23 protein-coding genes are annotated in these 26392 nt (G+C 41.1%); all 23 read right to left on the reverse strand.

The window, feature by feature from the left end; translation table 11 throughout:
* Positions 1 to 122: 122 nt before the first annotated feature.
* Entirely contained in the window at positions 123 to 1040 is a 918-nt protein-coding gene (locus E2R53_RS06995) for a dipeptidase (RefSeq protein ID WP_133311005.1), read from the reverse strand.
* A gap of 214 nt (positions 1041 to 1254) precedes the next feature.
* Positions 1255 to 1515 (reverse strand): stage V sporulation protein SpoVS, encoded by a 261-nt coding sequence (gene spoVS / locus E2R53_RS07000; protein ID WP_029281188.1) that lies wholly within the window; start codon positions 1513 to 1515, stop codon positions 1255 to 1257.
* A 199-nt stretch (positions 1516 to 1714) separates the two neighbouring features.
* Positions 1715 to 2509: a TIGR00282 family metallophosphoesterase gene (locus tag E2R53_RS07005; protein ID WP_133311006.1), complete on the reverse strand. Its 795-nt coding sequence runs from the start codon at positions 2507 to 2509 to the stop codon at positions 1715 to 1717.
* A 93-nt stretch (positions 2510 to 2602) separates the two neighbouring features.
* Positions 2603 to 4165, reverse strand: a complete 1563-nt coding sequence (gene rny / locus E2R53_RS07010; protein ID WP_133311196.1) for a ribonuclease Y — start codon at positions 4163 to 4165, stop codon at positions 2603 to 2605.
* Between the two features lie 368 nt (positions 4166 to 4533).
* Positions 4534 to 5571 carry a recombinase RecA gene (recA, locus tag E2R53_RS07015; protein WP_133311007.1) on the reverse strand — a complete coding sequence of 346 codons (1038 nt, stop codon included), beginning with the start codon at positions 5569 to 5571 and terminating at the stop codon, positions 4534 to 4536.
* 227 nt (positions 5572 to 5798) lie between these two features.
* The gene (locus tag E2R53_RS07020) at positions 5799 to 7055 is read right to left on the reverse strand and encodes a competence/damage-inducible protein A (RefSeq protein WP_133311008.1); all 1257 of its coding nucleotides are present in this window, start codon (positions 7053 to 7055) and stop codon (positions 5799 to 5801) included.
* A gap of 25 nt (positions 7056 to 7080) precedes the next feature.
* Positions 7081 to 7659, reverse strand: coding sequence for a CDP-diacylglycerol--glycerol-3-phosphate 3-phosphatidyltransferase (gene pgsA, locus E2R53_RS07025; protein WP_133311009.1), 579 nt, complete (start codon positions 7657 to 7659; stop codon positions 7081 to 7083).
* Between the two features lie 72 nt (positions 7660 to 7731).
* Positions 7732 to 8625, reverse strand: coding sequence for a helix-turn-helix domain-containing protein (locus E2R53_RS07030; RefSeq protein ID WP_133311010.1), 894 nt, complete (start codon positions 8623 to 8625; stop codon positions 7732 to 7734).
* 18 nt (positions 8626 to 8643) lie between these two features.
* Positions 8644 to 9429: a DUF3388 domain-containing protein gene (locus tag E2R53_RS07035; protein WP_435796782.1), complete on the reverse strand. Its 786-nt coding sequence runs from the start codon at positions 9427 to 9429 to the stop codon at positions 8644 to 8646.
* 248 nt (positions 9430 to 9677) lie between these two features.
* Positions 9678 to 9935, reverse strand: a complete 258-nt coding sequence (locus tag E2R53_RS07040) for a DUF3243 domain-containing protein (RefSeq protein WP_070877316.1) — start codon at positions 9933 to 9935, stop codon at positions 9678 to 9680.
* 81 nt (positions 9936 to 10016) lie between these two features.
* Positions 10017 to 10739: an elongation factor P 5-aminopentanone reductase gene (ymfI, locus tag E2R53_RS07045; RefSeq protein WP_133311012.1), complete on the reverse strand. Its 723-nt coding sequence runs from the start codon at positions 10737 to 10739 to the stop codon at positions 10017 to 10019.
* A gap of 66 nt (positions 10740 to 10805) precedes the next feature.
* A complete protein-coding gene (gene yfmH / locus E2R53_RS07050; protein WP_133311013.1) occupies positions 10806 to 12092 on the reverse strand; it encodes an EF-P 5-aminopentanol modification-associated protein YfmH in 1287 nt (428 codons plus the stop codon).
* A complete protein-coding gene (gene yfmF, locus E2R53_RS07055) occupies positions 12089 to 13372 on the reverse strand; it encodes an EF-P 5-aminopentanol modification-associated protein YfmF (RefSeq protein WP_133311014.1) in 1284 nt (427 codons plus the stop codon). The genes yfmH and yfmF overlap by 4 nt, the downstream gene beginning before the upstream one ends.
* Positions 13373 to 13527: 155 nt before the next feature.
* On the reverse strand, positions 13528 to 14745 hold the full coding sequence (locus E2R53_RS07060) for an MFS transporter (protein WP_133311015.1): 1218 nt from the start codon (positions 14743 to 14745) through the stop codon (positions 13528 to 13530).
* Positions 14746 to 14894: 149 nt separating this feature from the next.
* Positions 14895 to 15839: an ABC transporter permease gene (locus E2R53_RS07065; RefSeq protein WP_435796783.1), complete on the reverse strand. Its 945-nt coding sequence runs from the start codon at positions 15837 to 15839 to the stop codon at positions 14895 to 14897.
* A 15-nt stretch (positions 15840 to 15854) separates the two neighbouring features.
* Positions 15855 to 16901, reverse strand: coding sequence for an ABC transporter permease (locus E2R53_RS07070; protein ID WP_133311017.1), 1047 nt, complete (start codon positions 16899 to 16901; stop codon positions 15855 to 15857).
* Positions 16898 to 18427 carry an ABC transporter ATP-binding protein gene (locus E2R53_RS07075; protein WP_133311197.1) on the reverse strand — a complete coding sequence of 510 codons (1530 nt, stop codon included), beginning with the start codon at positions 18425 to 18427 and terminating at the stop codon, positions 16898 to 16900. Before E2R53_RS07075 ends, E2R53_RS07070 begins: the two co-directional genes overlap by 4 nt.
* A 258-nt stretch (positions 18428 to 18685) precedes the next feature.
* A complete protein-coding gene (locus E2R53_RS07080; RefSeq protein ID WP_375142502.1) occupies positions 18686 to 19732 on the reverse strand; it encodes a BMP family lipoprotein in 1047 nt (348 codons plus the stop codon).
* Between the two features lie 103 nt (positions 19733 to 19835).
* Positions 19836 to 20561 (reverse strand): GntR family transcriptional regulator, encoded by a 726-nt coding sequence (locus E2R53_RS07085; protein WP_133311019.1) that lies wholly within the window; start codon positions 20559 to 20561, stop codon positions 19836 to 19838.
* 381 nt (positions 20562 to 20942) lie between these two features.
* Positions 20943 to 23300 carry a DNA translocase FtsK gene (locus E2R53_RS07090; protein WP_133311020.1) on the reverse strand — a complete coding sequence of 786 codons (2358 nt, stop codon included), beginning with the start codon at positions 23298 to 23300 and terminating at the stop codon, positions 20943 to 20945.
* Positions 23301 to 23520: 220 nt separating this feature from the next.
* A complete protein-coding gene (locus E2R53_RS07095) occupies positions 23521 to 23745 on the reverse strand; it encodes a YlzJ-like family protein (protein ID WP_133311021.1) in 225 nt (74 codons plus the stop codon).
* Positions 23742 to 24494, reverse strand: a complete 753-nt coding sequence (locus tag E2R53_RS07100) for a ClpP family protease (RefSeq protein WP_133311022.1) — start codon at positions 24492 to 24494, stop codon at positions 23742 to 23744. The genes E2R53_RS07095 and E2R53_RS07100 overlap by 4 nt, the downstream gene beginning before the upstream one ends.
* A gap of 127 nt (positions 24495 to 24621) precedes the next feature.
* Positions 24622 to 26286: a ribonuclease J gene (locus tag E2R53_RS07105; protein ID WP_133311023.1), complete on the reverse strand. Its 1665-nt coding sequence runs from the start codon at positions 26284 to 26286 to the stop codon at positions 24622 to 24624.
* Positions 26287 to 26392: the final 106 nt, after the last annotated feature.

Genomic DNA, 26392 nt, shown 5'->3' on the forward strand with positions numbered 1-26392 from the left:
GAACATGAGAAAAAAACAAGCGTTTAAAGGAAATAAACATGTTTTATGTGATATTTTTTTGATTTTTGAGAATTTTATAATCATTCATTCCTTTAACCGTAATATGCAATAGAAGCCTTGATCTAAAAAGGAATGGATTCAGCAAAATTTTTATACATGAATTTTTCAACCTGGCTTTCTGAATAATGCTTCAAGAGCGTATTTAACAAGTAAGGATATTGTTCATACCCTTCAAGTCCTTCAATCGTCTCATCTATCCCGTCAAAATCAGATCCAAAACCAACTGCATGTTCTCCTGCAAGTCCGCATACGTAATCTAAGTGATTTAGGAGATGCTTCATGGAAGCCCGAGCCCCTGAAGATGTGAATTGCGGCACAAACGTTATGCCGATCAGCCCTTTTTTTGCAGCGATTGCTTTAATTTGATCGTCTCTTAAATTTCTTGGATGCGGACAAAGTGCATACGAATTTGAATGACTGGCAATCGGATGGTTGGCAAGCTGAATCACATCCCAGAAGCTTCGTTCAGACAGATGTGATAGATCTGTCCACATATGATAATGATTTAGTTTCCGGACAACATGCCTCCCATAAAAGGATAAACCTGCATTTCTCGTCTCAAGCGCTCCATCAGCCAGTAAATTGGCAAAGTTCCAGGTCAGACCGGCAGACCTGACTCCAAGCTGCTGAAAAATAGATAGAAGGCTTAAATCATGTCCAATGGGCTCGCAGCCTTCAAGAGTCAAGATGGCTCCAATCTCGTCATCCTTTAAAGCAAGGAGATCCTGTTTTGTCCGAATATGTATCATCTTTTCATATCCATTAATAATCCGATTGAAAAAAATGGAGGCCTGAGCAAATGCAGCTTCTAATTTATTCGTGACTTCAACAGGTATAAAGATGGCAAAGCATTGGACTTTTGCTCCGAACTGAAAGAGCTTTTCAACGGTGACATGCAGATTCAGGTCATTCCATTCACTAATTTCAGGCCTGCGCCACAATTGATAGAGCAAATCACAATGAGCATCAAAAATTCGCACGTCAGCATCTCTCCTAAAGATAAATAAGGGGCTGTGGTCGAAAAAAATAGCACTCCATATTCCCATATAACCGTTTTTATCATGATCTGATTCACTGATTTTCTCTATGTGTAAAAAATCAGTGACCTATGATGGACTGCAAATTTTATGAAAAGATTCAAATAAAAACAAACCTGTTTGCGTGACCCGCAAACAGGTTGATCATTTTGTCTATTTAACGTGGCTCAATAATTAATTTAATGGCCGTACGCTCTTCTCCATCGATGAGAATATCCGTAAAGGCAGGAATACAGATTAAATCTACACCGCTCGGGGCAACAAACCCTCTGGCAATAGCTACTGCTTTTACAGCTTGGTTGAGTGCTCCAGCTCCAATCGCCTGGATTTCGGCAGCGCCTCTTTCACGCAGGACACCTGCTAGTGCTCCCGCTACAGAGTTAGGATTGGACTTTGCTGAAACTTTTAATATTTCCATTTCTAGTATCCCCCTTATTTTTCAATAGATCGTGAATGTACGTTGGATCATGCCTTATTAGATCTGTTCGGAGGGCCCATCCCCTTTATGAAGCCTTCTGAACCTCTTTCACAGCCATTCCATTGATACTATATTCACTAGAGGGAACTAGTATTCCTGCTTGTTTTGCTATTTTTTCTAAAATTTCTAAATATATATTCTATTCAAAAAACATATGATCATCATTAATTAAAATGCGGTCAATTTTTACAGCTTTGCCGGTTTTATCTTGAACATCAATGACGACGGCACTCAGCTGCGCCTTGCCTTCCGTGACTTCAAAACGCACAGGGAGGCTTGTCAGGAAGCGTTTTATAACAGCATCTCTTTCGACTCCCAGTATGCCATCATAAGGACCTGTCATGCCCACATCTGTAATAAAAGCAGTCCCTTGGTCAAGAATTCTCTCATCTGCCGTTTGAACGTGAGTATGCGTTCCGACAACAGCGGTTACTTTCCCATCCAAATACCAGCCCATAGCCTGCTTCTCACTCGTTGCTTCTGCATGAAAATCGACAAAAATAATAGACGTTCTCTTTTTTGCTTCTTCAATCAGCTCATCTGCTTTTTTAAACGGACAATCAATCGGCGCCAGGAACGTCCGTCCCTGTAAATTAATCACTGCGATTTCTTTGCCGTCGCATGTTATATATGTAATGCCCTTACCCGGGGTGCCTACAGGAAAATTCGCAGGCCGAATCAAGTTAGGGTAATTATCAATGAATTCAAAGATCTCCCGCTTATCCCATGTATGGTTTCCCATTGTAACTACCTGAGCCCCAGCCTGATTCAGCTCGTGATAGATCTTTTCAGTAATTCCTTTTCCGTGTGCCGCATTCTCCCCGTTTACAATCGTCAGGGACGGTCTATATTTTCGTTTCAGCTTCGGCAAATATTCTTTAATCATTTCTCTACCTGGAGATCCGACTACATCTCCTACAAATAATAATTTCATGCTTCAATTAAACCTTCTCTCAAAATAGTGTATGTTTACCCTTAAGTTTTGCACAATTAGCAAAAAAAATAAAGCGATGCAGAAGGCATCGCTTTATTTCGCATATTCAACAGCTCTTGTTTCACGGATAACTGTTACTTTAATATGACCTGGGTAATCTAATTCTTCTTCAATCCGCTTGCGGATATCCCGTGCTAAACGGTGTGCCTGAAGATCATCAATTGTATCAGGTTTTACCATGATACGCACTTCACGGCCTGCCTGAATGGCGAAAGATTTCTCTACGCCTTCGTAAGATTCGGAAATCTCTTCAAGCTTTTCTAAGCGGCGAATATAGTTTTCGAGCGTTTCGCTTCTTGCGCCGGGACGTGCTGCAGATAAAGCATCTGCTGCCGCGACCAGAACGGCAATAACCGAAGTCGGCTCCTGATCGCCATGATGAGAAGCAATACTGTTGATGACAACCGGGTGTTCCTTGTACTTCGTAGCAAGTTCAACCCCAATTTCAACATGACTTCCTTCTACTTCATGGTCAATCGCCTTGCCGATGTCATGCAGTAGACCTGCACGCTTGGCAAGCGTGATATCTTCACCCAGTTCTGCAGCCATGAGTCCTGATAAATAAGCGACCTCCATGGAATGCTTTAATACATTTTGACCATAGCTCGTTCTGAACTTCAGACGGCCCATAATCTTGATTAAATCTGGATGAAGCCCGTGAACACCAACTTCAAATGTTGTTTGCTCACCAACCTCGCGGATGTACTCATCAACCTCACGGCGTGATTTTTCAACCATTTCTTCAATACGTGCTGGATGGATGCGTCCATCTTGAACAAGCTTGTCTAAGGCAATTCTGGCTGTTTCCCTGCGGATTGGATCAAATCCAGATAAAATAACTGCTTCTGGAGTATCATCAATAATGAGGTCAATACCAGTCAATGTTTCAAGCGTTCTGATGTTACGCCCTTCACGACCAATGATGCGGCCTTTCATTTCATCATTTGGAAGGTTAACGACAGATACCGTAGTTTCAGCTACATGGTCTGCAGCACAACGCTGGATTGCAAGGGAAAGAATTTCTTTCGCTCGTTTATCCGCTTCTTCTTTCGCACGGTTTTCGCTTTCTTTAACAGTTACAGCGATGTCATGCGAAAGCTCATTTTCAACCTTTTCGAGAATGATCTGCTTTGCCTCTTCGCGAGTCAAGCTGGAAATACGTTCAAGCTCTGATTGCTGTTTACGCACCATCTCGTCCACTTTGCTTTCCATCTCTTCAATATGCTGTTGTCTTTCATTTAGAGAATCTTCTTTTTTCTCAAGCATGTTTTCGCGCTTGTCTAAAGATTCATCCTTACGATCAAGATTCTCTTCTTTTTGTAATAAGCGATTTTCTTGTTTTTGCAGCTCATTTCGTCGTTCACGAATTTCTTGCTCTGCTTCTGTCCGAAGCTTGTGAATATCATCCTTTGCCTCAAGCAACGCTTCTTTCTTCGTCGCTTCAGCATCACGCTTCGCATCTTCAAGAATTTGCTCAGCAGTACCTTTCGCACCGGCAATTTTCGCTTCTGCAATGGATTTACGAACAAAATAGCCAACAACTGCACCGACGATTAGGCCAAGCAAAATGGAGATGATCATTGTAATGGGATCCATCATTTCACCTCCTCTTGCTATGAACTTGTTTCTTGCTAGATTTAAGTGTCGGCATGTATATTGCATAACGTTCTTCAACATACAGCACAAAGCTTAAGGGTTTCATGGAGACCTTGCAGCATCTGCTGCACAGATCAACATTTGCTTTCATAGTGCCTCGCTAAAAGTTCTAACAAAATAATAATACACCCTAATTGTAAATGTGTGAAATTTTCTTGTCAAGCCTGTCATTCTGGCGTTTTCAATGCAATTGGGAATTTTCAGGCATTGCCTTACATTTCTTGAACAGGAAAAGTCAGGATTGTCTGTCGATTATATCGTGGATTTTGACTTTCCATATACAAAAAAGAGGCGATAATCGCCTCTTTTTAATCTTCCAGTAAATCTAATTCTTCTTGACCATCAGGAGCAGCGGCAACTTCATCCAGCCCGTAGTGGCTGCGGATCTTTTCCTGGATCTCTAAGCGGATGCTAGGATTCTCTTTAAGGAAGATCTTTGCGTTTTCTCTTCCCTGGCCTAAACGCTCCTCATTATACGAATACCATGAACCGCTCTTTTGAACAATATCAATTTCTGTTCCAAGATCGATGATTTCGCCTTCTTTAGAGATTCCTTCTCCGTACATAATGTCAACCTCTGCAACACGGAAAGGCGGTGCAACTTTGTTTTTGACAACTTTGATTTTCGTTTTATTTCCGACCATCTCATTGCCTTGTTTCAGTGTTTCGGCACGGCGCACCTCTAAACGTACAGAAGAATAAAACTTCAGCGCGCGTCCGCCTGGAGTTGTTTCAGGATTACCGAACATAACTCCTACTTTTTCACGGATCTGGTTAATGAAAATGGCAATTGTTTTAGATTTGCTGATTGCTCCGGATAATTTACGCAATGCCTGAGACATAAGGCGCGCCTGCAAGCCAACGTGAGCATCTCCCATTTCGCCTTCGATTTCAGCTTTTGGAACTAGAGCTGCTACTGAGTCAATGACCAGAATATCCACTGCTCCGCTTCGGACAAGTGCTTCTGCAATTTCAAGCGCCTGCTCTCCGGTATCCGGCTGTGAGAGAAGAAGTTCATCTATATTTACACCCAGCTTTTGAGCATATACAGGATCAAGGGCATGCTCTGCATCTATAAATGCAGCCTGTCCTCCCTTTTGCTGTACTTCTGCAATCGCATGAAGGGCAACTGTCGTTTTACCTGAGCTCTCAGGTCCATATATTTCTATAATTCTTCCACGGGGATATCCGCCAACCCCAAGTGCTGTATCAAGTGCAAGTGAACCGCTTGGAGATGTAGAGATCTTCCGGTCAGTCTGTTCACCGAGTTTCATAATTGAACCTTTACCAAATTGCTTTTCTATTTGTTTCAGTGCCATCTCTAAGGCAGCTTGACGATCGCTCACTGAGTTTCCTCCTTTAGTTATCAACCTATTAATAATATACCTTTTATTCGAACGTTTGACAAGTAAAAAACGAACATTTATTCGGTTTTTTTACGGGCAAAAACAGACTGAAAATTCTCTTTTCTCTTAAAGAAAATAAAAATTTGCTGCCTATTAAACAGCTAAAATACTAAATTGTCTTTTTGACGCGGTTTCAAACGCAGATCTTAAAAAAAGAAAAATACAGCTTATTCTGCTGTATTTTCCAATAGAGTTTTTATAAGCAAGTGACAGCCATATTTCACTGTGCGCCTGCGAATGGCGTTGCGGCTGCCTGCAAGGTGAAGGAGAACGGCCTTTGCAGGCAAACCTTTGTATGCCAGTCCGATATAGACGGTTCCAGGTTTTTTCCCTTCCACAGGATCTTCCCCCGCAATGCCGGTAAAGCTTATTCCGATATCACTATTTGTCAGCTTCCTGATTTGTTCAGCCATTTCTATGGCACATTGTTCACTGACAGCCCCGTGCTGATCAAGCGTTTGTTTAGATACGTTTAAAATGGATTGCTTTACTTCATTTGTGTAGCAGACAATTGTACCTTTAAAGACATCAGATGTTCCTTTAACGGCTGTCAGCTGATCTGAAAAAAGTCCTCCCGTTAAACTCTCAGCTGCTGAAATGGTCATGTTTCGTTGTCTGAGATGTCTCAGCACTTCATCAGCCAGGGTTGTCTGGTCATATCCGTAGAAAAAGCCGCCAACCCTGCTGTTTATTGTTTTCTCCATTTCATTTATAAGGCGCACAGCCTCAGCTTCTGTTTGGTGGCGGGCCGTCAATCTGAGCGTTACTTCCCCGTCACCCGCAAGCGGTGCAATGGTCGGATTGGTTTGAGCATCGATCAAATCCTGGATATCTGTCTCAAGCTGCGATTCCCCTATGCCGAAATAGCGGAGTACTCTGGATATAATTTTATCATTCTGGCCAAGCTTCTCCCTGAAGTAGGGAAGCCCGTACTTTATAAACATCGGTTTCATTTCGCTTGGAGGGCCAGGCAGCAGCATATAAATCCGGTCATCCGCTTCTATTGCCATTCCAGGCGCCATTCCGTGCTCATTTTTCAATACATGCGAATCCTCAATGATCCAAGCTTGTTTTTTATTGTTTTCAGACATGCTTCTTTTTACTTTAACAAAATAGTCTTCAATGCTGTGAAGGGCCTCTTCATCCGTGACGAGCTTTTTGCCCAGAAAATTCGCGATTGTTTCTTTTGTTAAATCATCTTTAGTCGGTCCAAGACCGCCTGTAAAAATAATAATGTTCGAACGCTCTTTTGCAATCTTTACTGCCTGCTCAAGTCTTGCGGGATTATCACCGACTACCGTGTGATAATAGACATTAAGACCATTTTCAGCCAGCTGCTGAGATAAGAACTGGGCATTGGAGTTAACAATTTGCCCGAGAAGCAATTCTGAGCCTACTGCGATAATTTCTGTTTTTGACGTCATGTGAACTCCCCCTGTGAATGAAGTATTACTTCGAATTCAGTAATGCGGCTTTGTTTTTTGCAAAATAGTCCCATCCTGAATAAATCGTAAAGAATAATGCTACCCATAATGCGATGTCCGCAAACGGGAATGAGATGAAGACAAATGGAATGTTGTGCAAAAGAAGGGCTGATATCGCGATAATTTGAGCCCATGTTTTAATTTTTCCGAGCATGTTGGCTGCAACTACTTCACCTTCGCCGGCAAGCACAAGACGCAAACCTGTAACAGCGAATTCACGGCTGATGATAATAATCACGATCCAAGATGGTGCAAGGCCAAGCTCAACTAAGATAATTAACGCTGCAGATACAAGCAGTTTATCGGCAAGCGGATCTAAAAACTTCCCTAAGTTTGTCACCATATTAAGCTTACGTGCATAATACCCGTCTACCCAGTCCGTTGTAGACGCTATAATAAATAATATCGCTCCTGCCAGGTGTGCCGCTGGAATAGAAGCATCCCCGATGTATAAGGTGCCCCAGTCAAAAGGAGCGAGCATAATCACCATGAAAACGGGGATTAAGAGAATTCTTGAGATGGTAATGCGATTAGGTAAATTCATGTTTTTTCCTCCAGATTATAAAAGTATGTATCAGAAAATATAAAAGAAAGAAAAGCCATCTTGAAGATGACTTTACTCCTTAGTATATACAATCTGCATATCTTGTCTTACAGTTTTTTTTGGATCAATCTGATATTCCACAGGCTGTCCATTCACTTTAATTTCAGCAGCCGAAGCATTTCCGATGACGATAAATGCTTCTGTTTCATTCGTGAAGTCATGAGCCTCGGTTTGATCTTTCTTCAGCATGCCGCTGTAGAATTTTTTCCCTGATGCATTTCGGATCTCAATCCAAGTCTGCCCTTTAGAGGTAACTTCAAGCTTAAATTCTTTGGCTTTTTTCAGCTCGTATACCGCTTTTCTGGCTGTCTTTTCTTTAAATGCAAGTTCAGAAGCCTGCTCTTCAGGTTTCTCCTCTTCAGGCTTTTCTTCTTTGGCTTTTTCATCAGCTGCCGCTTTCTCTTCTGGCTCTTTGGAGTCAGCAGCATCTTCGCCATTATCAATTGAATCATATTCATTTTCGCCGTTTGAAATCTGCTGAGCCTGATCTTCCGTTTCTTTTGCACCACCCGGCTTGTCCTTTTGGACAAAAATCCAGATAACGACCGCTACTAATAATACCAATACGATTATTAAGATTCTGGGCAAAATTTCCAATGCCTTCGATGCTGACTTTGGCAGCTCTTTATGTGTTTTCACCCTTGAAAGTTCAGGAGTTTCCTCTGAATGAACAACCGGTATTTCATTCTTATACTCATCGAAAATCCGGTCCGGATCAAGTCCAACTGTCTCAGCATACTGTTTAATAAATGCCCGCACATAGAAATTCCCCGGCATAACGCCGTAATTGCCTTCTTCAATTCCAATCAGATACCGCTTTTGAATTTTTGTCATTGCCTGGAGATCGTCAAGACTTAATTTCCGCTCTTCTCTCGCCTGCTTAAGTCGATTCCCTAGTTCACTCAACCGTAACACCTTCCATATCTAAAAATCAAACCCGGAAAAACTCGATTCATCAAACATTTGAGGTCCAGATGCTTCCTCATATGTAATCTTTTCATCCGGATCGTTTCGAAGTTCAATTATATAGTCAAAATCATCAAGTGTATACTCTGTATTTTGTACAAACATATCCGGATGTTCGACAACTTTTGTAGCAGACAGCCTCATGATTTCTCTCACAAGCTGCAAATGCTTTTCAGAGCCTCTTCTTGTGGAAACAATCCCATCAATAATAAATACATTATCAACACTGTATTCATCTGCAATGAGCTGGCTTCTGATTGTCTGTTTTAATAAAGTTGAAGACACAAAAAGCCATCTTTTGTTTGCACATACACTTGAAGCAACAATTGACTCTGTTTTGCCGACGCGGGGCATGCCTCTTATGCCGATCAATTTGTGGCCTTCCTGCTTATATAATTCAGCCAAAAAGTCCACAAGCAGGCCAAGTTCGTCTCTGACAAAACGGAATGTCTTTTTATCATCTGCATCACGCTGTATGTATCTTCCGTGCCGGACTGCAAGTGTATCTCTTAATTTAGGCTTGCGCAATTTCGTTACTTTAATATGATCCATTGTATTTAGAATGGATTCCAGCCTCTGGATCTGCTCATTATTTGAGCACTTAAGCAGCAATCCCCTGCGGCTGTCATCCACACCATTAATCGTCACAATATTTATAGAAAGCATCCCGAGAAGCGAAGAAATATCGCCAAGAAGTCCGGGACGGTTTTTTTGAATTTCATACTCTAAATACCATTCCTGCATATCCAAAAAAGGACCCCCTTCAAAAACCAGGTCTATAACACCTATATCCTTATCATAAAGCATTTTGATGAAAGAGGAAAGAATAATTCCTTGACAATAAAAAAGGGGGTATGAGGACCTAGAATGCACTGTCTTCTTTTCCAGTTATTGGTCCACCACTGACGCCATCCATCAGAATGAATCGGGTAAAAAAGGCTTTATTTATTGCTTTTATAAAAATAAAAAAAGAGAGGACCTGCGTCCCCTCTTTATCTTGTGCCGTTATTTTGCACGAGCTTAACCATCATGTTTGCAATGGCATGCTGCTCCTCTTTAGAAGCTACGCTCCAAAGATCAGCAAGTACTCTTTCCTGATCATTTTTAGGATCAACCTGTTTTGCTAAGTAATCGCCGATTTCGTAAGCTAAGTCATTAACAGCTTCCGTTTTCATGCCATCTCCTTCAGCGTGGTGCAGACGGTCTCCGAGGAAGTTTTTCCATGAATCCCAGTTTTCTAAAACAGACATTATAACCCCTCCTAATTAAGTGGAATACAATGTTAGTTTGTCTTGCATGAACCGATTTATACGGATAGGCTAAAGAAAAATTTATGTATGCCATCCGCCGTTTACAGAAAGCACTTGCCCTGTAATATAGCTTGCCCGATTGGATGATAAAAACAAAACAGCTTCCCCAATCTCCTCCGGCTTTCCAATCCGGCCTAAAGGGATTTCATCTTTAAGATCAGCCATGTCCTCCTCTGAAAAAGCCTGCAGCATGTCAGTAGCAACCGCTCCAGGCGCTATCGCATTAACCCTGATGCCGGAAGGGGCCAACTCTTTTGCAAGAGCTTTTACAAATGAATTTTGTCCTCCCTTAACCATACTGTATAAGACTTCACATGAAGCGCCGATTTCTCCCCAAATAGAAGTAATAACAATGATGCTGCCGCTTTTTTTTCTTATCATTTCAGGAATTAATTCTTTAGAAAGCATATATGGACTTGTAATTTGAAGCTGCACCATTTCACGGATTTCCGCGTCTTTTATATCCGTCATTAATCCGAAATAACTCTTCCCGCTATTTAAAACGAGCAAGTCAATCGCATGATCAAGCTGATCGCAAAGCCGTTTTACGCCTTCCTCCTCTGAAAGATCTGCTTTTACCGGTCTGCATTCCGTTGTCAGCTTCAGTTCATTCATTAGCTTTGATACACTTTCTTCATTCTTGTGATAATGCAAATATAATTGATACCCTTCCCCTGCAAGCTTTTTGGCAATAGCTTTTCCGATACCGCCGCTCGCACCTGTAATTAAAGCTGTTTTTTTCATTTTTTTCTCCTTTTAGATAAAGGCTTTTCCTGTTCCAGATAAAAAAACATCCTTAAAAAGGATGCTTTACTTTGGTACTACTTGACAGACTGAAAATAATTGTTCATCAATCACTTCATTCAGCGTATGGTGAATATCATCATTTGTCAATTGTTCTAGCGTCGGAACAACATCAAACAAATTCATTTCGTTAAAAGAATAACGTGTAAATTGGTTGGCAATGTATTCAGGGGAATTAATCGCTCTTAAAAAAGAACCGATTTTCTTTTTCTTGGCGTTCTCAAGACGTTCTGCAGGAATCCCGTCCTGTTTTGCCTTCAGCAGAGTGCTCTTTATTTCTTCAGCAAGCTGATCGGGCTGATCAGTATCTCCGCCTATCATCGCAAATCCAAAACCGCTCTCTTCTGTGTAATCAAAACTGAACGTGTCATCAATAAGCCCATTCTCGTAGAGCTGAGTATAGGTGTCAGTGCTTTTCCCAAAAACCATATCAAGAATCAGGTTCATGCACAGTTCGTGTTTTAGAAGCTCTTCACCGGACCTGTCTGCCTGTTTCGCTTTCAGCCCGACTAAACACTTAGAAGATTGAACATTCATTTTAAGCTTTTCTAATGGTTTTGCTACAGTATCCGGTTCATCCACTTCTGCACGCTTGATTTCAGACTGAGGTTTAAACTCTTTTTTATCCTGATTTTCTCGGATTTGAGATAGAATTTGTTCAGGATCAATCGGGCCAACAACGAAAAGCAGCATATTGCTTGGATGGTAAAACGTATTGTAGCACTCGTAAAGAAGGTCTTTCGTAATTTTGGAAATCGATTCAACGGTGCCGGCAATATCAATTCCTACTGGATGTTTGTGAAACATGTTCTGAATTAGTCCAAAATAGAGTCTCCAGTCAGGGTTGTCATCATACATATTAATTTCCTGTCCGATGATGCCTTTTTCTTTCTCAACCGATTTTTCAGTAAAATAAGGCTCCTGAACGAAATCGATGAGCGTTTCTAAATTTTTTTCAACATTTGACGTGCTTGAAAATAAGTAAGCCGTTCGTGTAAACGATGTAAAGGCATTAGAAGAGGCACCCTGTTTGCTGAAATCCTGAAAAACATCGCCGTCTTCTTTTTCAAACAGCTTATGCTCTAAAAAGTGAGCGATCCCATCCGGAACCAATTTCATCTCATTTTGATCAAGAGGCACAAATTGATTATCGATCGAGCCGTATTTTGTTGTAAACGTTGCATATGTCTTATTAAACCCTTTTTTAGGAAGGACATATACATCAAGTCCATTTTTCATTTTTTCATAAAAGAGCTCTTCCTGAAGCTGATCAAACTTTATGGATTTTGTCATTGTGCACCCTCCATTCCTTTTAAGAAATAGATCGTATCCAGCTGGATCTTTTTAGCCGCTGCGATGATTTCCTCTTTTGTTACTTTTTCAATTCCCTGCAGATACTTATCAAATGGTTCATCAATATTTGAAATAACGTTATGATAGAGAACCTCAACAGAGCCGTATGATGTATCGATTGTTTCAAGCAGCTGATTTTTAATGACTGCTTTAGTCTGATCGATATCTTTGTCTTCAAAATCTCCATTTTTCATTGCATCGAGCTGTTCTTTAATAATAGTCACCGCGCGCTCGTAATTCGCAAATTCAATTCCTGACATGACCATTAAAAGCCCTTTATGACTCTCAACTCTGGATGCTGCATAGTAAGCAAGGCTTTCTTTTTCGCGGACATTAATGAAAAGCTTAGAATGCGAAAACCCGCCGAAAATGCCATTGAACACTTGCAGTGCATAATAGGATTGATCTCCATATGTGCAGTTAGTGCGGTAGCCGATGTTCAATTTACCCTGTTTAACATCCTGATCTTCAATCACTTCATTTGGCTCTCTAATCTCTTTTTCAGTAATGGATTTTTCTACAGCCTGATGGGCATTATCATTAAAAATGAAAAACCTTTTTGTATATTCACTGACTTCATCAGCCGAGACATCTCCGACAACATACAAATCCATTTTATCTTCTTTTAAGGCCTTTTTATAATACTCATACAAACTTGAAGAAGTAATTTTTTCAAGATGATCAATCTCTCCATTGACATGCAGGCGATAGGGTTCATCTTTGCACATCTCCTGGACGAGCCTTAAATTGGAGTACCTCATTTTGTCATCATATACAGCCTGAATGCGCTGTTTCAGTGTGCGTTTTTCTTGATTAATAATTTCATCAGGGAAAGATTCTTCTTTCACTACAGGAGACAAAATGATTTCTGACAGCAGCTGCAGCGCTTTTTCCAGCAGGGGTGTCTGATCAGATAAAAAGCGTTCATTTGCAACTTCAATCCGGATCGAAATGATATGATGATCGCCTTTTTTAGATAAATCCACAAATAAAGTTGCTCCGTAAAGCTCATCAAGATGCTTTCTGAGCTCGGTGCTCGTCGGAAAAGATTTTGTTCCCCGCTGCAGCACATAAGGAAGCAGCGCTCTGAATGTGACATCCTCTTCGTTCAGCGGTGCAAGCATTTTAAAAACAAGTGAATTTGTTTTGAATTTATTCGTTTGAACGGTATGCAGTGTTAACCCATTAATTGATTCTATTTGTTCTTTTAAAAATTCCATTGTGACCCTCCTCGCGTGGCAGATTCCATTTTATTTTTTCCTGTTTTCTAATTTAGCGTATGGATTCATTCTAGTAATTATATCAACTTTAGGATAATTAAGGAAATGTTAACCCTGAATAAAAAAGAAAAGACGCAATGCTGCCAATTTGCGTCCTATGCTTGCTTTAAAGCTAGTTTCGATTCTTTAGATGGTTTGATAAAGAAAAGGACAATTAATACAGCCAGCAAGCTCACACCTGCAGAAACATAATAAACCAGATGATCTCCTACAGACATTATATAGGCATAAACAGGCGGTCCGGCCGCTACCCCTATAAACCTCATGGAACTGTAAATCGATGTAATGGTTCCCCGTTCTTCCTTTTCCACACCTTCTGTAATCAGGGCGTCAAGTGCAGGCAGAGAGACACCTATTCCAATTCCGCTTATAATTAAAAAAAGAATTAAAAAAGTAAAACTATGCTGTATTCGGATGGCAATAAAAGAGACAGTCAGAAGAGCCATTCCAAAAGCAATGACAACTTTCATAAGCTGCTTGTTCTGTCCAATTTTTCTGCCTGCTATAAAAGAGCTGATGGATAGGGCAAGCAGAGGAACGGCAAGCATGGCTCCTTTATAAATCCCTTTAATGTTATATTGCTTTTCAAGAGTATCAGACAAATAAAACAGCACCCCAAATAAGATAAACATGATAAAGCAGCCGATGGCAAAAATGGCATAGAGCCACCTGCCCTTTTCCTTAAAAATAACACTTACACAGCTTAGAAATTCTTTTATAGACTGTTTCTCTTTTTCCTGTTTCGGTATTTTCACCAAAAAAAAGACAAGTGCTACACTGATCAGACTGAAAAAAGGAATGAACCAAAATGGCAAAAACCAAACAAAGGTTGCAAGCATCGCGCCGATGATCGGACTTAAGACTTTCCCGGCTGTATTTGCTGTTTCAATAAGCCCTAGTCCTGAACTTATTTCTTCATCTTTTTCAAACATATCGCCGATAAGAGGAATAACAACAGGAGCAGCTCCCGCTGAACCAATTCCTTGAAGAACCCGTCCGAGAAGGATAATCGTAAAAGGGTCATCCATTGTCCATGAGGCCCATCCTGATACGGCCCCGCCTGCACCAGCTATCAGCAGACATGGAACCATGACCAATTTCCTTCCGAAACGGTCAGATAAATAGCCTGCAACAGGGATGAGGAGAATGGCAACAACAGAATATACGGTTATGATGAGAGACACTTGAAATGATGAAATCCCCAACTGTTTTTCAATCAGGGGCAATACCGGAATTAACATTGAATTTCCAAGAGTCATCACTAATGGCACGGATGACAATGCGATTAAATCAAGCTTCTTTTTTGCTCCCATTCTTTTCACCTTTGTTTCGTAGTATCTTGCAATGTTTAGATTTTGCCTCTAAATGAAAAAAACTATACTCTGCCCTTTAAATGACATACATTCTCCTGATAAAAAAAGCGGCCTGGCCTCAATAAATGAGGCCAGGCCGCTTCTGATGATCAGCGTTTTCCTTTTTCGTAAGGAGTTCCCAGCGCTTTAGGTGCATCTGCACGCCCTATAAATCCAGTTAAAGCTAATATGGTTAAAACGTAAGGTGTAATTAACAAGTACATGGTCGGTATGCCTTCAAGCAAAGGCAGCTGTCCGCCGATCACGCTCAGGCCTTGAGCGAGCCCGAAGAATATCGCAGCTCCCATAGCACCAAGCGGATGCCATTTACCGAAGATAAGTGCAGCAAGAGCCATGAATCCCTGTCCGCTGATTGTTGCATGGCTGAAATCACGGGCGATGATTGTCGCATAAACAGCACCGCCGACACCAGCGAAAGCTCCGCTTAAAATAACGCCGATAAAGCGCATTTTCACAACATTGATCCCCATAGTATCTGCTGCCATCGGATGTTCTCCAACTGCGCGCAGACGGAGACCAAATGGCGTTTTATACATAACGAACCATACAGCAAAGGCAGTGATAATGGCGATGTATGTTGTAATATATCCGTTTGAGAAAAATAATGGTCCTATAACAGGAATATCACTAAGGAAAGGGATATCCATTTTGCTGAAACTTTCTGTAATGCGGTCTGTTTGTCCTTTTCCATAGAACAATTTCACGAGGAAAAGCGATAAACCAATAGCAAGAAAGTTAATAGCTACTCCGCTTACAACCTGATCGGCACGGAATGTGATGGATGCTACTGCGTGAAGAATAGAAAGCACAGCTCCGGCAGCCATTGCAACTAATATAGACAGCCAGGGAGTTGCATCTCCAAACGCATCGGCATATGTCAGGTTAAAAACGATGGCAACGAAGGCTCCAATAACCATCAATCCTTCAAGCCCTATATTAACAACTCCTGACCGTTCACTGAACATGCCTCCAAGTGCAGTGAAAATAAGCGGAGCGGCAACGAATAACGCTGTAGGGATGATGAGTTCTAGCATCTGTAGTATGCTCACTTATTTCCCCTCCTTTTTGAAACGCAGTAAAATCCAGCGAATGAAATAGCTTGAAGCGACGAAAAGAATAATCAGAGCAATAACAATCTCAACAAGCTCATATGGCACGCCGGCCTCAGATGGCATGTTCAGCGCTCCAACCTTCAATCCGCCGAATAAAGCAGCTGCAAAAATGATGCCAAGTGCAGTGTTTCCTCCTAAAAGGGCTACAGCGATTCCATCAAATCCAACACCTGTAAATCCGCCTTTGACAGAAACATACTGAAATGTTCCAAGCCCTTCCATCGCACCGGCGATTCCTGCAAATGCTCCGGAAATGACCATCGAAAGAATAATATTGCGGCTTACATTCATACCTGCATATTGGGCAGCATCCTGATTGAATCCGACTGATCGCAGTTCGTAGCCTTTAGTTGTTTTCTCAAGCAGGAACCACATGACAAGTGCTCCAATCAGCGCAAGGAATATTCCGTAGTGCATTCTGGAATAGTCAGTCATGGTCTGGAAAAACTCAGAGCTTAATGAAGCAGAAGGGAAAATGTTTTCGGATTTATCCCCTTTATCAGATAAAACATACTGAATTAAATGATTTGTTAAATATAAGGCAATATAGTTCATCATAATTGTCACAATTACTTCGTGAACCTTGAATTTTGCTTTTAATAATCCCGGAATGAAACCCCATAGTGCACCTGCAGCAGCAGCAACGATGATTGCAAGCGGCAAATGGATGATTTTTGGAAGCTCAAATGCAACTCCCACCCATACAGCTGCAAACCAGCCTACAATCAGCTGTCCTTCTACACCGATATTAAATAAGCCTGTGCGGAATGCAAAAGCGACAGCAAGTCCGGCAAAAATATACGGAGTTAACTGGCGGATTGTTTCGCCGATATAATAGGTATCTCCAAAGATTCCATTCCACAGTGCTGAGTATCCGGCTACAGGGTCATATCCTGTTACAAACATAATGATTGCACCGCAGATCAAGCCAAGCAAAACAGCAATTACGGGTACGATAATGTTAAAATAGCGCGTTATATTCATGATGATGCACCTGCTTCCCTGCGGCTGCTTCCTGCCATGAGCAAACCAAGCTCCTGCTCAGTTGTTTCCTTTGGACTCACAATCGCAACGATTTTCCCTTCATAGATAACCGCGATCCTGTCACTTACATTCATGATTTCCTCAAGCTCAAATGAGATGAGAAGGACGGCTTTCCCTTTATCTCTTTGCTCAATTAACCGTCTATGAATGAATTCAATCGCACCGACATCCAGTCCCCTTGTCGGCTGTGCTGCAATCAATAAATCAGGATCTCTGTCAACTTCACGGCCGATGATGGCTTTTTGCTGATTTCCCCCTGACAGAGCACGCGCAAGTGTAGAGCTGCTTGGAGTTCTGACATCAAATTCCTTGATCAGTTTTTCTGCTTTGTCATAAATCGCTTTAAAATTCAGCACGCCTTTTTTTGAATACGGCTTTTGATAATACGTTTGCAGAACCATATTTTCTCCAACCGGAAAATCAAGCACCAGACCATGTTTATGACGGTCCTGAGGAATATGGCCAACACCCGCTTCTGTAATCTGACGGGGGCGCTGATTTCTGATGTCTTTGCCATTTAACAGAATGGAACCAGACTCTGAATTCATTAATCCGGTAATGGCTTCAATCAATTCAGATTGACCATTGCCGTCCACTCCCGCGATTCCTACAATCTCACCGGCTTTGACTGAGAGATTCAATGAATCGATAATCGTTACATTTCTGCTGTCTTTGACGGTTAAGTCTTGAATTTTCAGGACTTCTTCCGCCGGAACAGCTTCTGTCTTTTGAGTGGTAAAAAGGACTTCTCTGCCGACCATAAGAGCTGCCAGTTCGTTTGGATTTGTCTCGGCAACATTTACAGTGCCAATGCCTTCTCCTTTGCGAATAACCGTTACGCGGTCACACACTTCCATAATTTCTTTCAGTTTATGAGTAATCAGTATGATTGATTTGCCTTCTTTGATCAGTGTTTTCATGATGCCGATTAATTCTTTTATTTCCTGCGGCGTAAGCACAGCAGTCGGCTCATCAAAGATTAAAATTTCCGCTCCCCGGTACAGCGTTTTCAGAATTTCTACACGCTGCTGCATTCCTACTGAAATATCACTTATTTTTGCAGATGGATTAACAGCAAGTCCATATTTTTCTGAGATTTCTTTTACTTGCTTTTCTGCATCTTTCAAGTTGATTTTTCCTGTTTTAACAGGTTCATTGCCGAGAATAATATTTTCAGTGACAGAAAAATTATTGACAAGCATAAAATGTTGGTGTACCATACCTATTCCCAGATCATTAGCAATGTTAGGGTTTGTAATGTTTACTTTTTTGCCATTTACACGGATTTCACCTTTTTCAGGCTGATATAGTCCGAATAAAACGTTCATTAAAGTGGATTTCCCTGCGCCATTTTCTCCCAGAAGCGCGTGAATTTCACCCTTTTTAACCTGTAAATTGATATTATCGTTTGCGACGATTCCCGGAAATTCTTTGCGGATTCCAAGCATTTCAATGACATATTCCAACATGATCACTCCTTTTCCTGAAGCTCATTGATGATTAAGATGATAGATGTTAGGAAATTTATGTTTACCCTTATATAACTAGTTTCATTGACTCCCTTTTTACTTTTAAAATCACCAACTAAAAATCTATAATTCCATCACTTACTGATATGCATATCGGACTAGTTTTCCATTATAGACTTTTAGTCAGGCGACTTTTCAGGCTAATAAAAAGGCTAGGAACAAACTAGCCTTTTTATCAGTAATATAGTTTAGTGCTTATTCGAAAGGAACTTTAATTTCACCGTCGATGATTTTTTGCTTATATTCATCAACTTTAGCGATAACTTCTTCAGAAAGGTTATCTTGTGTTGGGGCAATTCCTACACCGTTTTCTTTAAGACCGTATTCAATGATTTCTCCGCCAGGGAAGTCGCCGTCTTTAGCTTTTTCAGCTAAGTCTTTAACAGCAACGTCAACGCCTTTAACCATTGAAGTAAGTGTTACGTTGAAGCCGTCGCCTTCGCCAAGCTCATGCTGATCGCGGTCAACTCCGATAACCCATGCGTCTTTGTCCGGATTTTTCGTTTTCAAGTCAACTGCTGCAGTGAATACGCCGTTTCCAGCTCCGCCTGCTGCGTGATAAATGACGTCTGCGCCTTGACCGTACATGATTTCAGCAACTTGCTGCCCTTTAGCTGCATCACTGAACGTTCCTGCATACTGAACGATTACTTCAGCGTCAGGATTAGCTGCTTTAACGCCTTCAACAAATCCAACTTCAAACTTTTTGATTAATGAGCCTTCCATACCGCCAACAAATCCTACTTTGTTTGATTTTGTTGAAAGTCCTGCAGCAACACCAACAAGGAATGAGCCTTCATGCTCTTTAAATGTGATGCTTGCAACGTTAGGCTTGTCTACTACACTGTCAACGATTGCAAAGTTTGCATCTTTCTGCTGATCTGCAATTTTTGTCACAGCATCTGTCATCAAGTAGCCGATTCCATAAACTAAATCAAACTTTTGACGAACTAATTTGTTCAAGTTTGTTTCATAGTCTGCGTCGCTTTGAGATTGAAGGTAATCAAATCCGCCCGTCCCTTTTTCAAGGCCGTTGTCCTCACCGTAAGACTGAATGCCTTCCCATGCAGACTGGTTGAATGATTTGTCGTCAACTCCGCCTGTATCAGTTACCATTGCAATAGAGTAGCCTTCTTTTTTGTCTCCGCCTGCATTGTCTTTATCTTCAGATGATCCGCAAGCGCTAAGCAATGTTCCTGCAGCAAGTACAAGTGACAATGTTAAACCTAATCGTTTTTTCACTTTCATTTTCCCCCTATAATTCATTTGAAATGTTTGTTTACAAGAGCCTTTGTCCAAAACACCTTCGTCCTTGGAACCACCTCCTTAAAATTGCAAACGTATCTTACAAGCGCTTTCTTACCACATGGAAGCTGAATTGATCAGCGCGGAAGTAATTCAGTGAGAATAAAACGGGTTGATCATTTTCATCAAAATGCATTTGTTTTAAACATAGCAAAGCGGTTTCAGGATCACATTCAAGGATTGGGGAAATCTTATCGTGGTATCCGATTGGTTCTATGTGAGTTACTGCATACGAAATATACCGTCCAGCCTCGTCCTGAAGCAATTCAAACAGAGATTCCTGCTCATGAATGAATGACTGTGGAAGGATATGTCTGGGAATTTTGTCCAGGCAATAAACGACCGGCTTTCCGTTCGCCGTTCTAACGCGTTCAAGCAAAAAGATATCTTCGTCTGTGCGGCATTTAAAGCGTTTAACATCTTCCTCGGTTGGACTGTTAACTTGTGAGGATAAAAAGATTGTTCCAGGAACCATATTGGCCTGTTCGATCATTTCTGTGACACTATTTAATTGCTCAATTCCAGAAGTGAACAGCGGTTTGGAGTTGATGAACGTTCCGACGCCATGACGGCGAATGATAACGTTCTCTTCTTCAAGAATGCGAAGCGCTTCTCTCAATGTTGCGCGGCTGACTCCGAGTTTTTTTGAAAGCTCAAATTCAGATGGAAGTTTTTCTTTTTCTACATAAGTTCCATTTTCAATATCTTCTTTAATTTTATCAATTACTTGCAAGTATAAATGACGGTTATCTATTTTTATGGTCATATTAAGCCTCCGTCTAATCGTTTCAATCCAGAGATCAGACATCTGATGTTATACCCTTTCTCTAATCGAAAATAATATACCATGTATTCTGAAATAAATAAATAGAAATTTATTAAATTTGTCGAAAATTGATAGCCCTTTCTCACTAGTGCTTCTTTTTTTCTAGAGATTTCATCACAAAGAAGTCTCTATTATTCTATTCATTATTTACTATTTTCAGTTTTTTTTTTATTTATAGGCTGTTTTCGCAAAAATTATTGTTTTTCATGATAAATGTTGTCCTTTCCTTTCCGCTCCACTTAAGGTTTTTAACATTTTGTTCAATAGCAACAATTTTTACGAAAAGAGCATAAAAAAAAGAAAGGCCAAATGCGCCTTTCTTTACGAACTCACTTCATCATAATGATCTTTTGACAGCAGTACTTCTCTCGGCTTGCTTCCTTCATACGGACCGACAACCCCGCGGTCTTCCATTGCGTCAATCAGTCTTGCGGCTCTCGTATAGCCTACTCTGAATCGTCTTTGCAGCATGGATACAGAAGCTGTCTGCATTTCCAGAACCAACTGAACGGCGTCATCATAAAGATCATCATTGACCTCTTCCTTCACTTCCGGAGTTTCGCCCGGTATCATTTCCTCCTGATATTGAGCTCTTTGCTGAGAAATCACATAAGATACAACGTGCTCGACTTCTTCATCTGATAAAAATGCTCCCTGCACCCTGACTGGTTTTGATGCCCCTACAGGGAGAAACAGCATATCTCCGCGGCCGAGAAGCTTCTCGGCGCCGCCCATGTCAAGAATCGTTCTTGAATCTGTCTGTGACGAAACGCTGAACGCAATTCTTGATGGAATATTGGCTTTGATTACTCCCGTAATAACATCAACAGAAGGACGCTGTGTGGCAATAATTAAATGAATGCCCGCTGCCCGTGCCATCTGTGACAGGCGCGTAATGGAATCCTCTACATCAGATGAAGCTACCATCATTAAATCTGCCAGCTCGTCCACGATCACGACGATATAAGGGAACTCAGGATTTTTCGTTCCTTCTTCCAAGTTGGATCTTCTAATATATTCATTGTAGCCTTCAATATTTCTTGTCCCTGTATGAGAGAAAAGCTCGTATCTTCTCTCCATCTCATTGACTACCTTTTTTAAAGCCTGAGAAGCTTTTTTGGGATCTGTCACGACTGGCGCAAGCAGATGCGGAATTCCGTTATACACATTCAGCTCTACCATCTTGGGATCGATCATCATCATTTTCACTTCATGAGGCTTTGCTCTCATCAGTATACTTGTAATAATGCCGTTGATGCACACACTTTTCCCGCTTCCTGTAGAACCGGCAACAAGAAGATGAGGCATTTTATTCATTTCAGCAAGAACAGCATCACCTGAGATATCTCTGCCAAGTCCCATAAGAAGCTTAGCCTCCGGACGGTCATTTGCTTTTGATTCGAGCACCTCGCGCAAGGAGACCATGGCGATTTCAGAATTGGGAACTTCAATACCAATGGCTGATTTCCCTGGAATCGGCGCTTCTATCCGAATATCTTTAGCAGCAAGCGCAAGGGCTAAATCATCGCTGAGATTCACAATTTTACTTACCTTTACGCCTACATCAGGATAAACTTCATATTTCGTAACCGCCGGGCCCAAATGCACCTGCGTCACTTTTGCTTTTACGCCAAAGCTTTGAAACGTTTTTTCAAGCTTGCGCGCATTTTCATAAATGTTCTTTTTATCCGTTTGCTGGCTGTTGACCTTAGGCTGTGACAAAAGATCAAGGGAAGGCAGCAAATACGATTTATTTTCTACTTCAGTAAACGTAATCGGCGGCACTGATGGTTCATCGCCTGTTTCGGTTTCAGGTTTCTTTTTCGGGGTTCTTACAGGAGGCTCTGGCTTAACCTGTTCCTGCTCCTGATCAAATGCTTTTATTTCGAGTTCATTTCTGTCTGCAAAACTGGAGATAATCGGCTCAACATGAATGATTTCTGCTTCTTCTTCCTCTGCATGAGCCTCTTCATGCCTTCGCTCTTTTTTAGCCTTTTTAGGCTTGGATGCTTCTGCTTTTTTTGCATTTTTTATCGATTGCGGCAGATTTTTCATATCCTCGTAAAAGGCAATAGCCTGTGTTTTCATAAAACGAAGAAACGGCGCAATGATTTTCCCGAGTGTTGAACCGAGAGATCTTCCAGTAATAAGCACAATTCCAATTAATATTAAAATGAAAGAAATGATGCGGGACCCCGCTGCTGCAAATAAATAATAAGATGCTGCAAAAAGAATGGCTCCAATCATTCCTCCCCCAAGATCAGGCGTTCTTATCTGTCCATTAACCTCCATGAAAAAAAGTTCCCATGTATTAGTTATGACGCTCGGCGAAGAGAGGGCGCCTTTTTTGGTAAGCATCTGAAACAGCGTGACATGACTCAGAAGCAGGATAGCGGAAAGGATGCAGTACAGGCCGACAATCTGCCTTGAAAATAAGGAAGGCCAACTTCGGTTCCACATCACATAACCTGATAGAACGAGCATGCCGATTAAGGCTGCCATATACCATTCACCAATAAAAAATCTGAATAAGTAAACGAACGTTTTTCCGACAAAACCTAAATTTGAAATCGCAATCAGCGAAATAGCGAGCAGGACTAGACCGATGAGTTCAAACTTCAGCGTTTGCCGCCAGTCATCGCCTGTTTTTTTCTTTTGTCTCCGTTTTTGTTTTGCCATTAGTTATCACCTATGTATAAAATTTGCTAATGGCTGATTTCGCATAAACAGCTGTGAATCAGTCCCAGCATTTTAGTAAATATTGAGCTCTTTTCACATTGATTATTTTTCAACTTAAGACCGAAAACAGCAAGTTTCACGAAAAAAGCCTTTTATAAACAAAGAAAGCAGCCAAATGCAGGCTGCGGACATGTTTGTGTAAAGTTAGTATAGCATATTATCAAGAAAACGAGAATGTCATAGAAATTTTTTGTCCGGGAGAATATTGCTCGTTTAGAAAATCCTGCGGATCTGTGCTTAAAAGCCGGACAATTTCATATTGGTTCTGTTCTGTCTGTCTTACTACCATTTGCAGTCCGTTCATTTCAATGGTGGAAACACTTTCAAAATCAGCTGTTTGTACTGGGAATATGAGTTCCTCAGGCATGGATGTATATAAAATCATTGCAGCATTTGCTCCTCGCCGGATTCGTCTTTTTTGCCGATCATTTCATTAAGCTTCATGATTGCCTGGCCCACACCGCCGACTCCGTCAATAAGCCCATAATCAACAGCATCATTTCCGACAACATTCGTTCCAATATCCCTTGTTAAGTTGCCTTTTGAGAACATAAGCTCTTTAAACTTTTCTTCCGTAATATTCGAATGTTTGATAACAAAATTAACAACGCGGTCCTGCATTTTGTCCAAATACTCAAACGTCTGCGGCACTCCGATGACCAATCCTGTTAATCTGACTGGATGAATCGTCATAGTCGCTGTTTCTGCAATAAAAGAATAGTCGCATGAAACGGCAATCGGCACGCCAATGGAGTGGCCGCCGCCTAAAACAATGGAAACAGTAGGCTTTGATAAGGATGCAAGCATTTCTGCTATAGCAAGACCTGCTTCCACATCTCCCCCAACTGTATTCAGCACAATCAGAAGTCCCTCTATTTTAGGATTCTGCTCAATGGCCACGATTTGCGGGATGACATGCTCATATTTAGTCGTTTTATTTTGAGGAGGAAGCTGGATATGCCCTTCAATTTGCCCGATGATTGTCAGGCAATGAATTCTTGCATCCTGGGATAATTGCGGAACATTTGTCGATCCAAGCTGCTGAATTTTTTCAACTAAAGAAGGTTCCTTCCCCTCTTGTTTATCCCCATTTGGTTCTGAATTTTCCTGTATGTAGCGGGAATCTTTGCTCATATGGCTTCACCCTTCCTTTCATGAATGTGCTTATTATTCGCAGATCTACCTGAAAACATTCGAAAGGGGGGAAATTTAGGCAGGAAATTTCGACAAAAAAAAGAGCCTTAAAAAAGGCTCAATTTGATTAAATTTCCATGATGATCGGTAATATCATCGGTCTGCGCTTCGTTTGTTCGAATAAGAAACGATTCAGCGCCTCGCGGATATTTAATTTCAATGCAGACCATTCAATACCGTGGCCCTGCATGCTCTTTTCTACAATTTCCGTAACCATGTCAGAAGCTTTTAAAATAAGTTCTTCTGATTCCCTAACATAGACAAATCCTCTAGAAATAATCTCAGGACCTGAAATCATCACTTTTTTAGAGCGGTCGAGGGTGACAACGACAATGAGAATGCCATCCTGGGAAAGAAGTCTGCGGTCTCTCAATACGATGTTTCCGATATCGCCTACGCCTAATCCGTCTATCAGTACATTTCCTGAAGGGACTTTGGATATGGATTTTACTTTATGCTTTGAAAACTCAATGACATCGCCTTTTTCAACAACAAAAATATTATCTTCTTCCATGCCGGCAGATTTAGCAAGTTTAGCGTGTGCTTTTTGCATTTTATACTCGCCGTTAATTGGAATAAAGTATTTCGGCTTCATCATATTCAGCATTAATTTTAATTCTTCCTGACTGCCATGGCCTGATACATGGATTTGTTTTTGTCCGAAAATGACATTCGCTCCGGCACGGTAAAGCTGATCGACTGTTTTTGAAAAATGAAGCTCATTTCCCGGTACAGGTGTAGCAGAGATGATGACTGTATCATCTTTTTCAATCCGAATTTGTTTATGAGCACCTTTTGCCATACGGGTTAAAACCGTGAGGGGTTCTCCCTGATGACCTGTTGTCAGAATGGCTACTTCATTTTTAGGATATTTATCGATATCTTGGACGGGTATGATTAAATTTTCACTTTCAGTGATGTATCCTAAATTTTTCGCAATTTCATAAACATTTTTGATTGAATTACCAAGCAGGACAAGTTTTCTCTTATTATCAGATGCAGCTTCAATCACTTGGACGATGCGGTTGATGTTTGAAGCATAAATCGCTACAATCGTTCTTCCATTTGCATTGTACATCGCATCTGAAATTTCATGACCTACAACTGTCTCAGATGCTGTAAACCCTGGACGCTCCGCATTTGTACTGTCTGATAGAAGACAAAGGACGCCTTCTTCTCCAATCAGAGCCATTTTGCCTAAATCAGAGCTTGTATTAAGTACAGGTGTTGTATCAAATTTAAAATCCCCTGTATGCACAATTGATCCAAGTGAAGTGTGGAAGCATACTCCGACTGAGTCAGGAATGCTGTGAATCGTTCTGAAGAAAGACACATTCACCCCATCAAAATCTAAAACAGTGGAAGAATCAACTTCCTGATAATCTGCCTTTTGCTTCGGATTTAGTTCTTTTACCTTTTGGGACACTAACGCGAGAGTCAATTTCGTACCATAAACTGGAATCGACAGATGTCTCAGCACATAGAAAACGCCGCCAATGTTCTCGTCGTGACCGTGTGTTAAAAAGATGCCCTTCACGCGATCTGCATTCTCCCGCAAGTATGTAATGTCAGGAATGACCATATCAATCCCTAACATCCCGGCTTCTGGATACATCAATCCAGCATCAACGATAAAGATGTTATGATCGATTTCAATGACATACAGATTCTTGCCAATTTCTCCAACTCCGCCTAGGGCAATAATCTTGATGTTTTCTGTCTGTTTATTCAATTGGTAATCCTCCTTGAACCCGTCCAATACAACTACTGCCTATTATAACTGATGAAAGAAATGGAATACAAGGAAATAATCTCTTGGAAGCTTAGGAAATGAAAAG

The organism is Peribacillus frigoritolerans (genome assembly GCF_004358755.1).
In the GTDB taxonomy this organism is placed as follows: Bacteria; Bacillota; Bacilli; order Bacillales; family Bacillaceae; genus Bacillus_P.

Coding starts and splice junctions, on each gene's coding strand:
- spoVS (WP_029281188.1), bottom strand. CDS start 1,515: ATGGAAATATTAAAAGTTTCAGCAAAGTCCAATCCTAACTCTGTAGCG.
- E2R53_RS07005 (WP_133311006.1), bottom strand. CDS start 2,509: ATGAAATTATTATTTGTAGGAGATGTAGTCGGATCTCCAGGTAGAGAA.
- rny (WP_133311196.1), bottom strand. CDS start 4,165: ATGGATCCCATTACAATGATCATCTCCATTTTGCTTGGCCTAATCGTC.
- E2R53_RS07020 (WP_133311008.1), bottom strand. CDS start 7,055: ATGACGTCAAAAACAGAAATTATCGCAGTAGGCTCAGAATTGCTTCTC.
- pgsA (WP_133311009.1), bottom strand. CDS start 7,659: ATGAATTTACCTAATCGCATTACCATCTCAAGAATTCTCTTAATCCCC.
- E2R53_RS07035 (WP_435796782.1), bottom strand. CDS start 9,429: ATGCAGGAATGGTATTTAGAGTATGAAATTCAAAAAAACCGTCCCGGA.
- E2R53_RS07040 (WP_070877316.1), bottom strand. CDS start 9,935: ATGTCTGTTTTAGAAAACTGGGATTCATGGAAAAACTTCCTCGGAGAC.
- ymfI (WP_133311012.1), bottom strand. CDS start 10,739: ATGAAAAAAACAGCTTTAATTACAGGTGCGAGCGGCGGTATCGGAAAA.
- yfmH (WP_133311013.1), bottom strand. CDS start 12,092: ATGACAAAATCCATAAAGTTTGATCAGCTTCAGGAAGAGCTCTTTTAT.
- yfmF (WP_133311014.1), bottom strand. CDS start 13,372: ATGGAATTTTTAAAAGAACAAATAGAATCAATTAATGGGTTAACACTG.
- E2R53_RS07060 (WP_133311015.1), bottom strand. CDS start 14,745: ATGGGAGCAAAAAAGAAGCTTGATTTAATCGCATTGTCATCCGTGCCA.
- E2R53_RS07065 (WP_435796783.1), bottom strand. CDS start 15,839: ATGCTAGAACTCATCATCCCTACAGCGTTATTCGTTGCCGCTCCGCTT.
- E2R53_RS07070 (WP_133311017.1), bottom strand. CDS start 16,901: ATGAATATAACGCGCTATTTTAACATTATCGTACCCGTAATTGCTGTT.
- E2R53_RS07085 (WP_133311019.1), bottom strand. CDS start 20,561: ATGACCATAAAAATAGATAACCGTCATTTATACTTGCAAGTAATTGAT.
- E2R53_RS07090 (WP_133311020.1), bottom strand. CDS start 23,300: ATGGCAAAACAAAAACGGAGACAAAAGAAAAAAACAGGCGATGACTGG.
- E2R53_RS07095 (WP_133311021.1), bottom strand. CDS start 23,745: ATGATTTTATATACATCCATGCCTGAGGAACTCATATTCCCAGTACAA.
- E2R53_RS07100 (WP_133311022.1), bottom strand. CDS start 24,494: ATGAGCAAAGATTCCCGCTACATACAGGAAAATTCAGAACCAAATGGG.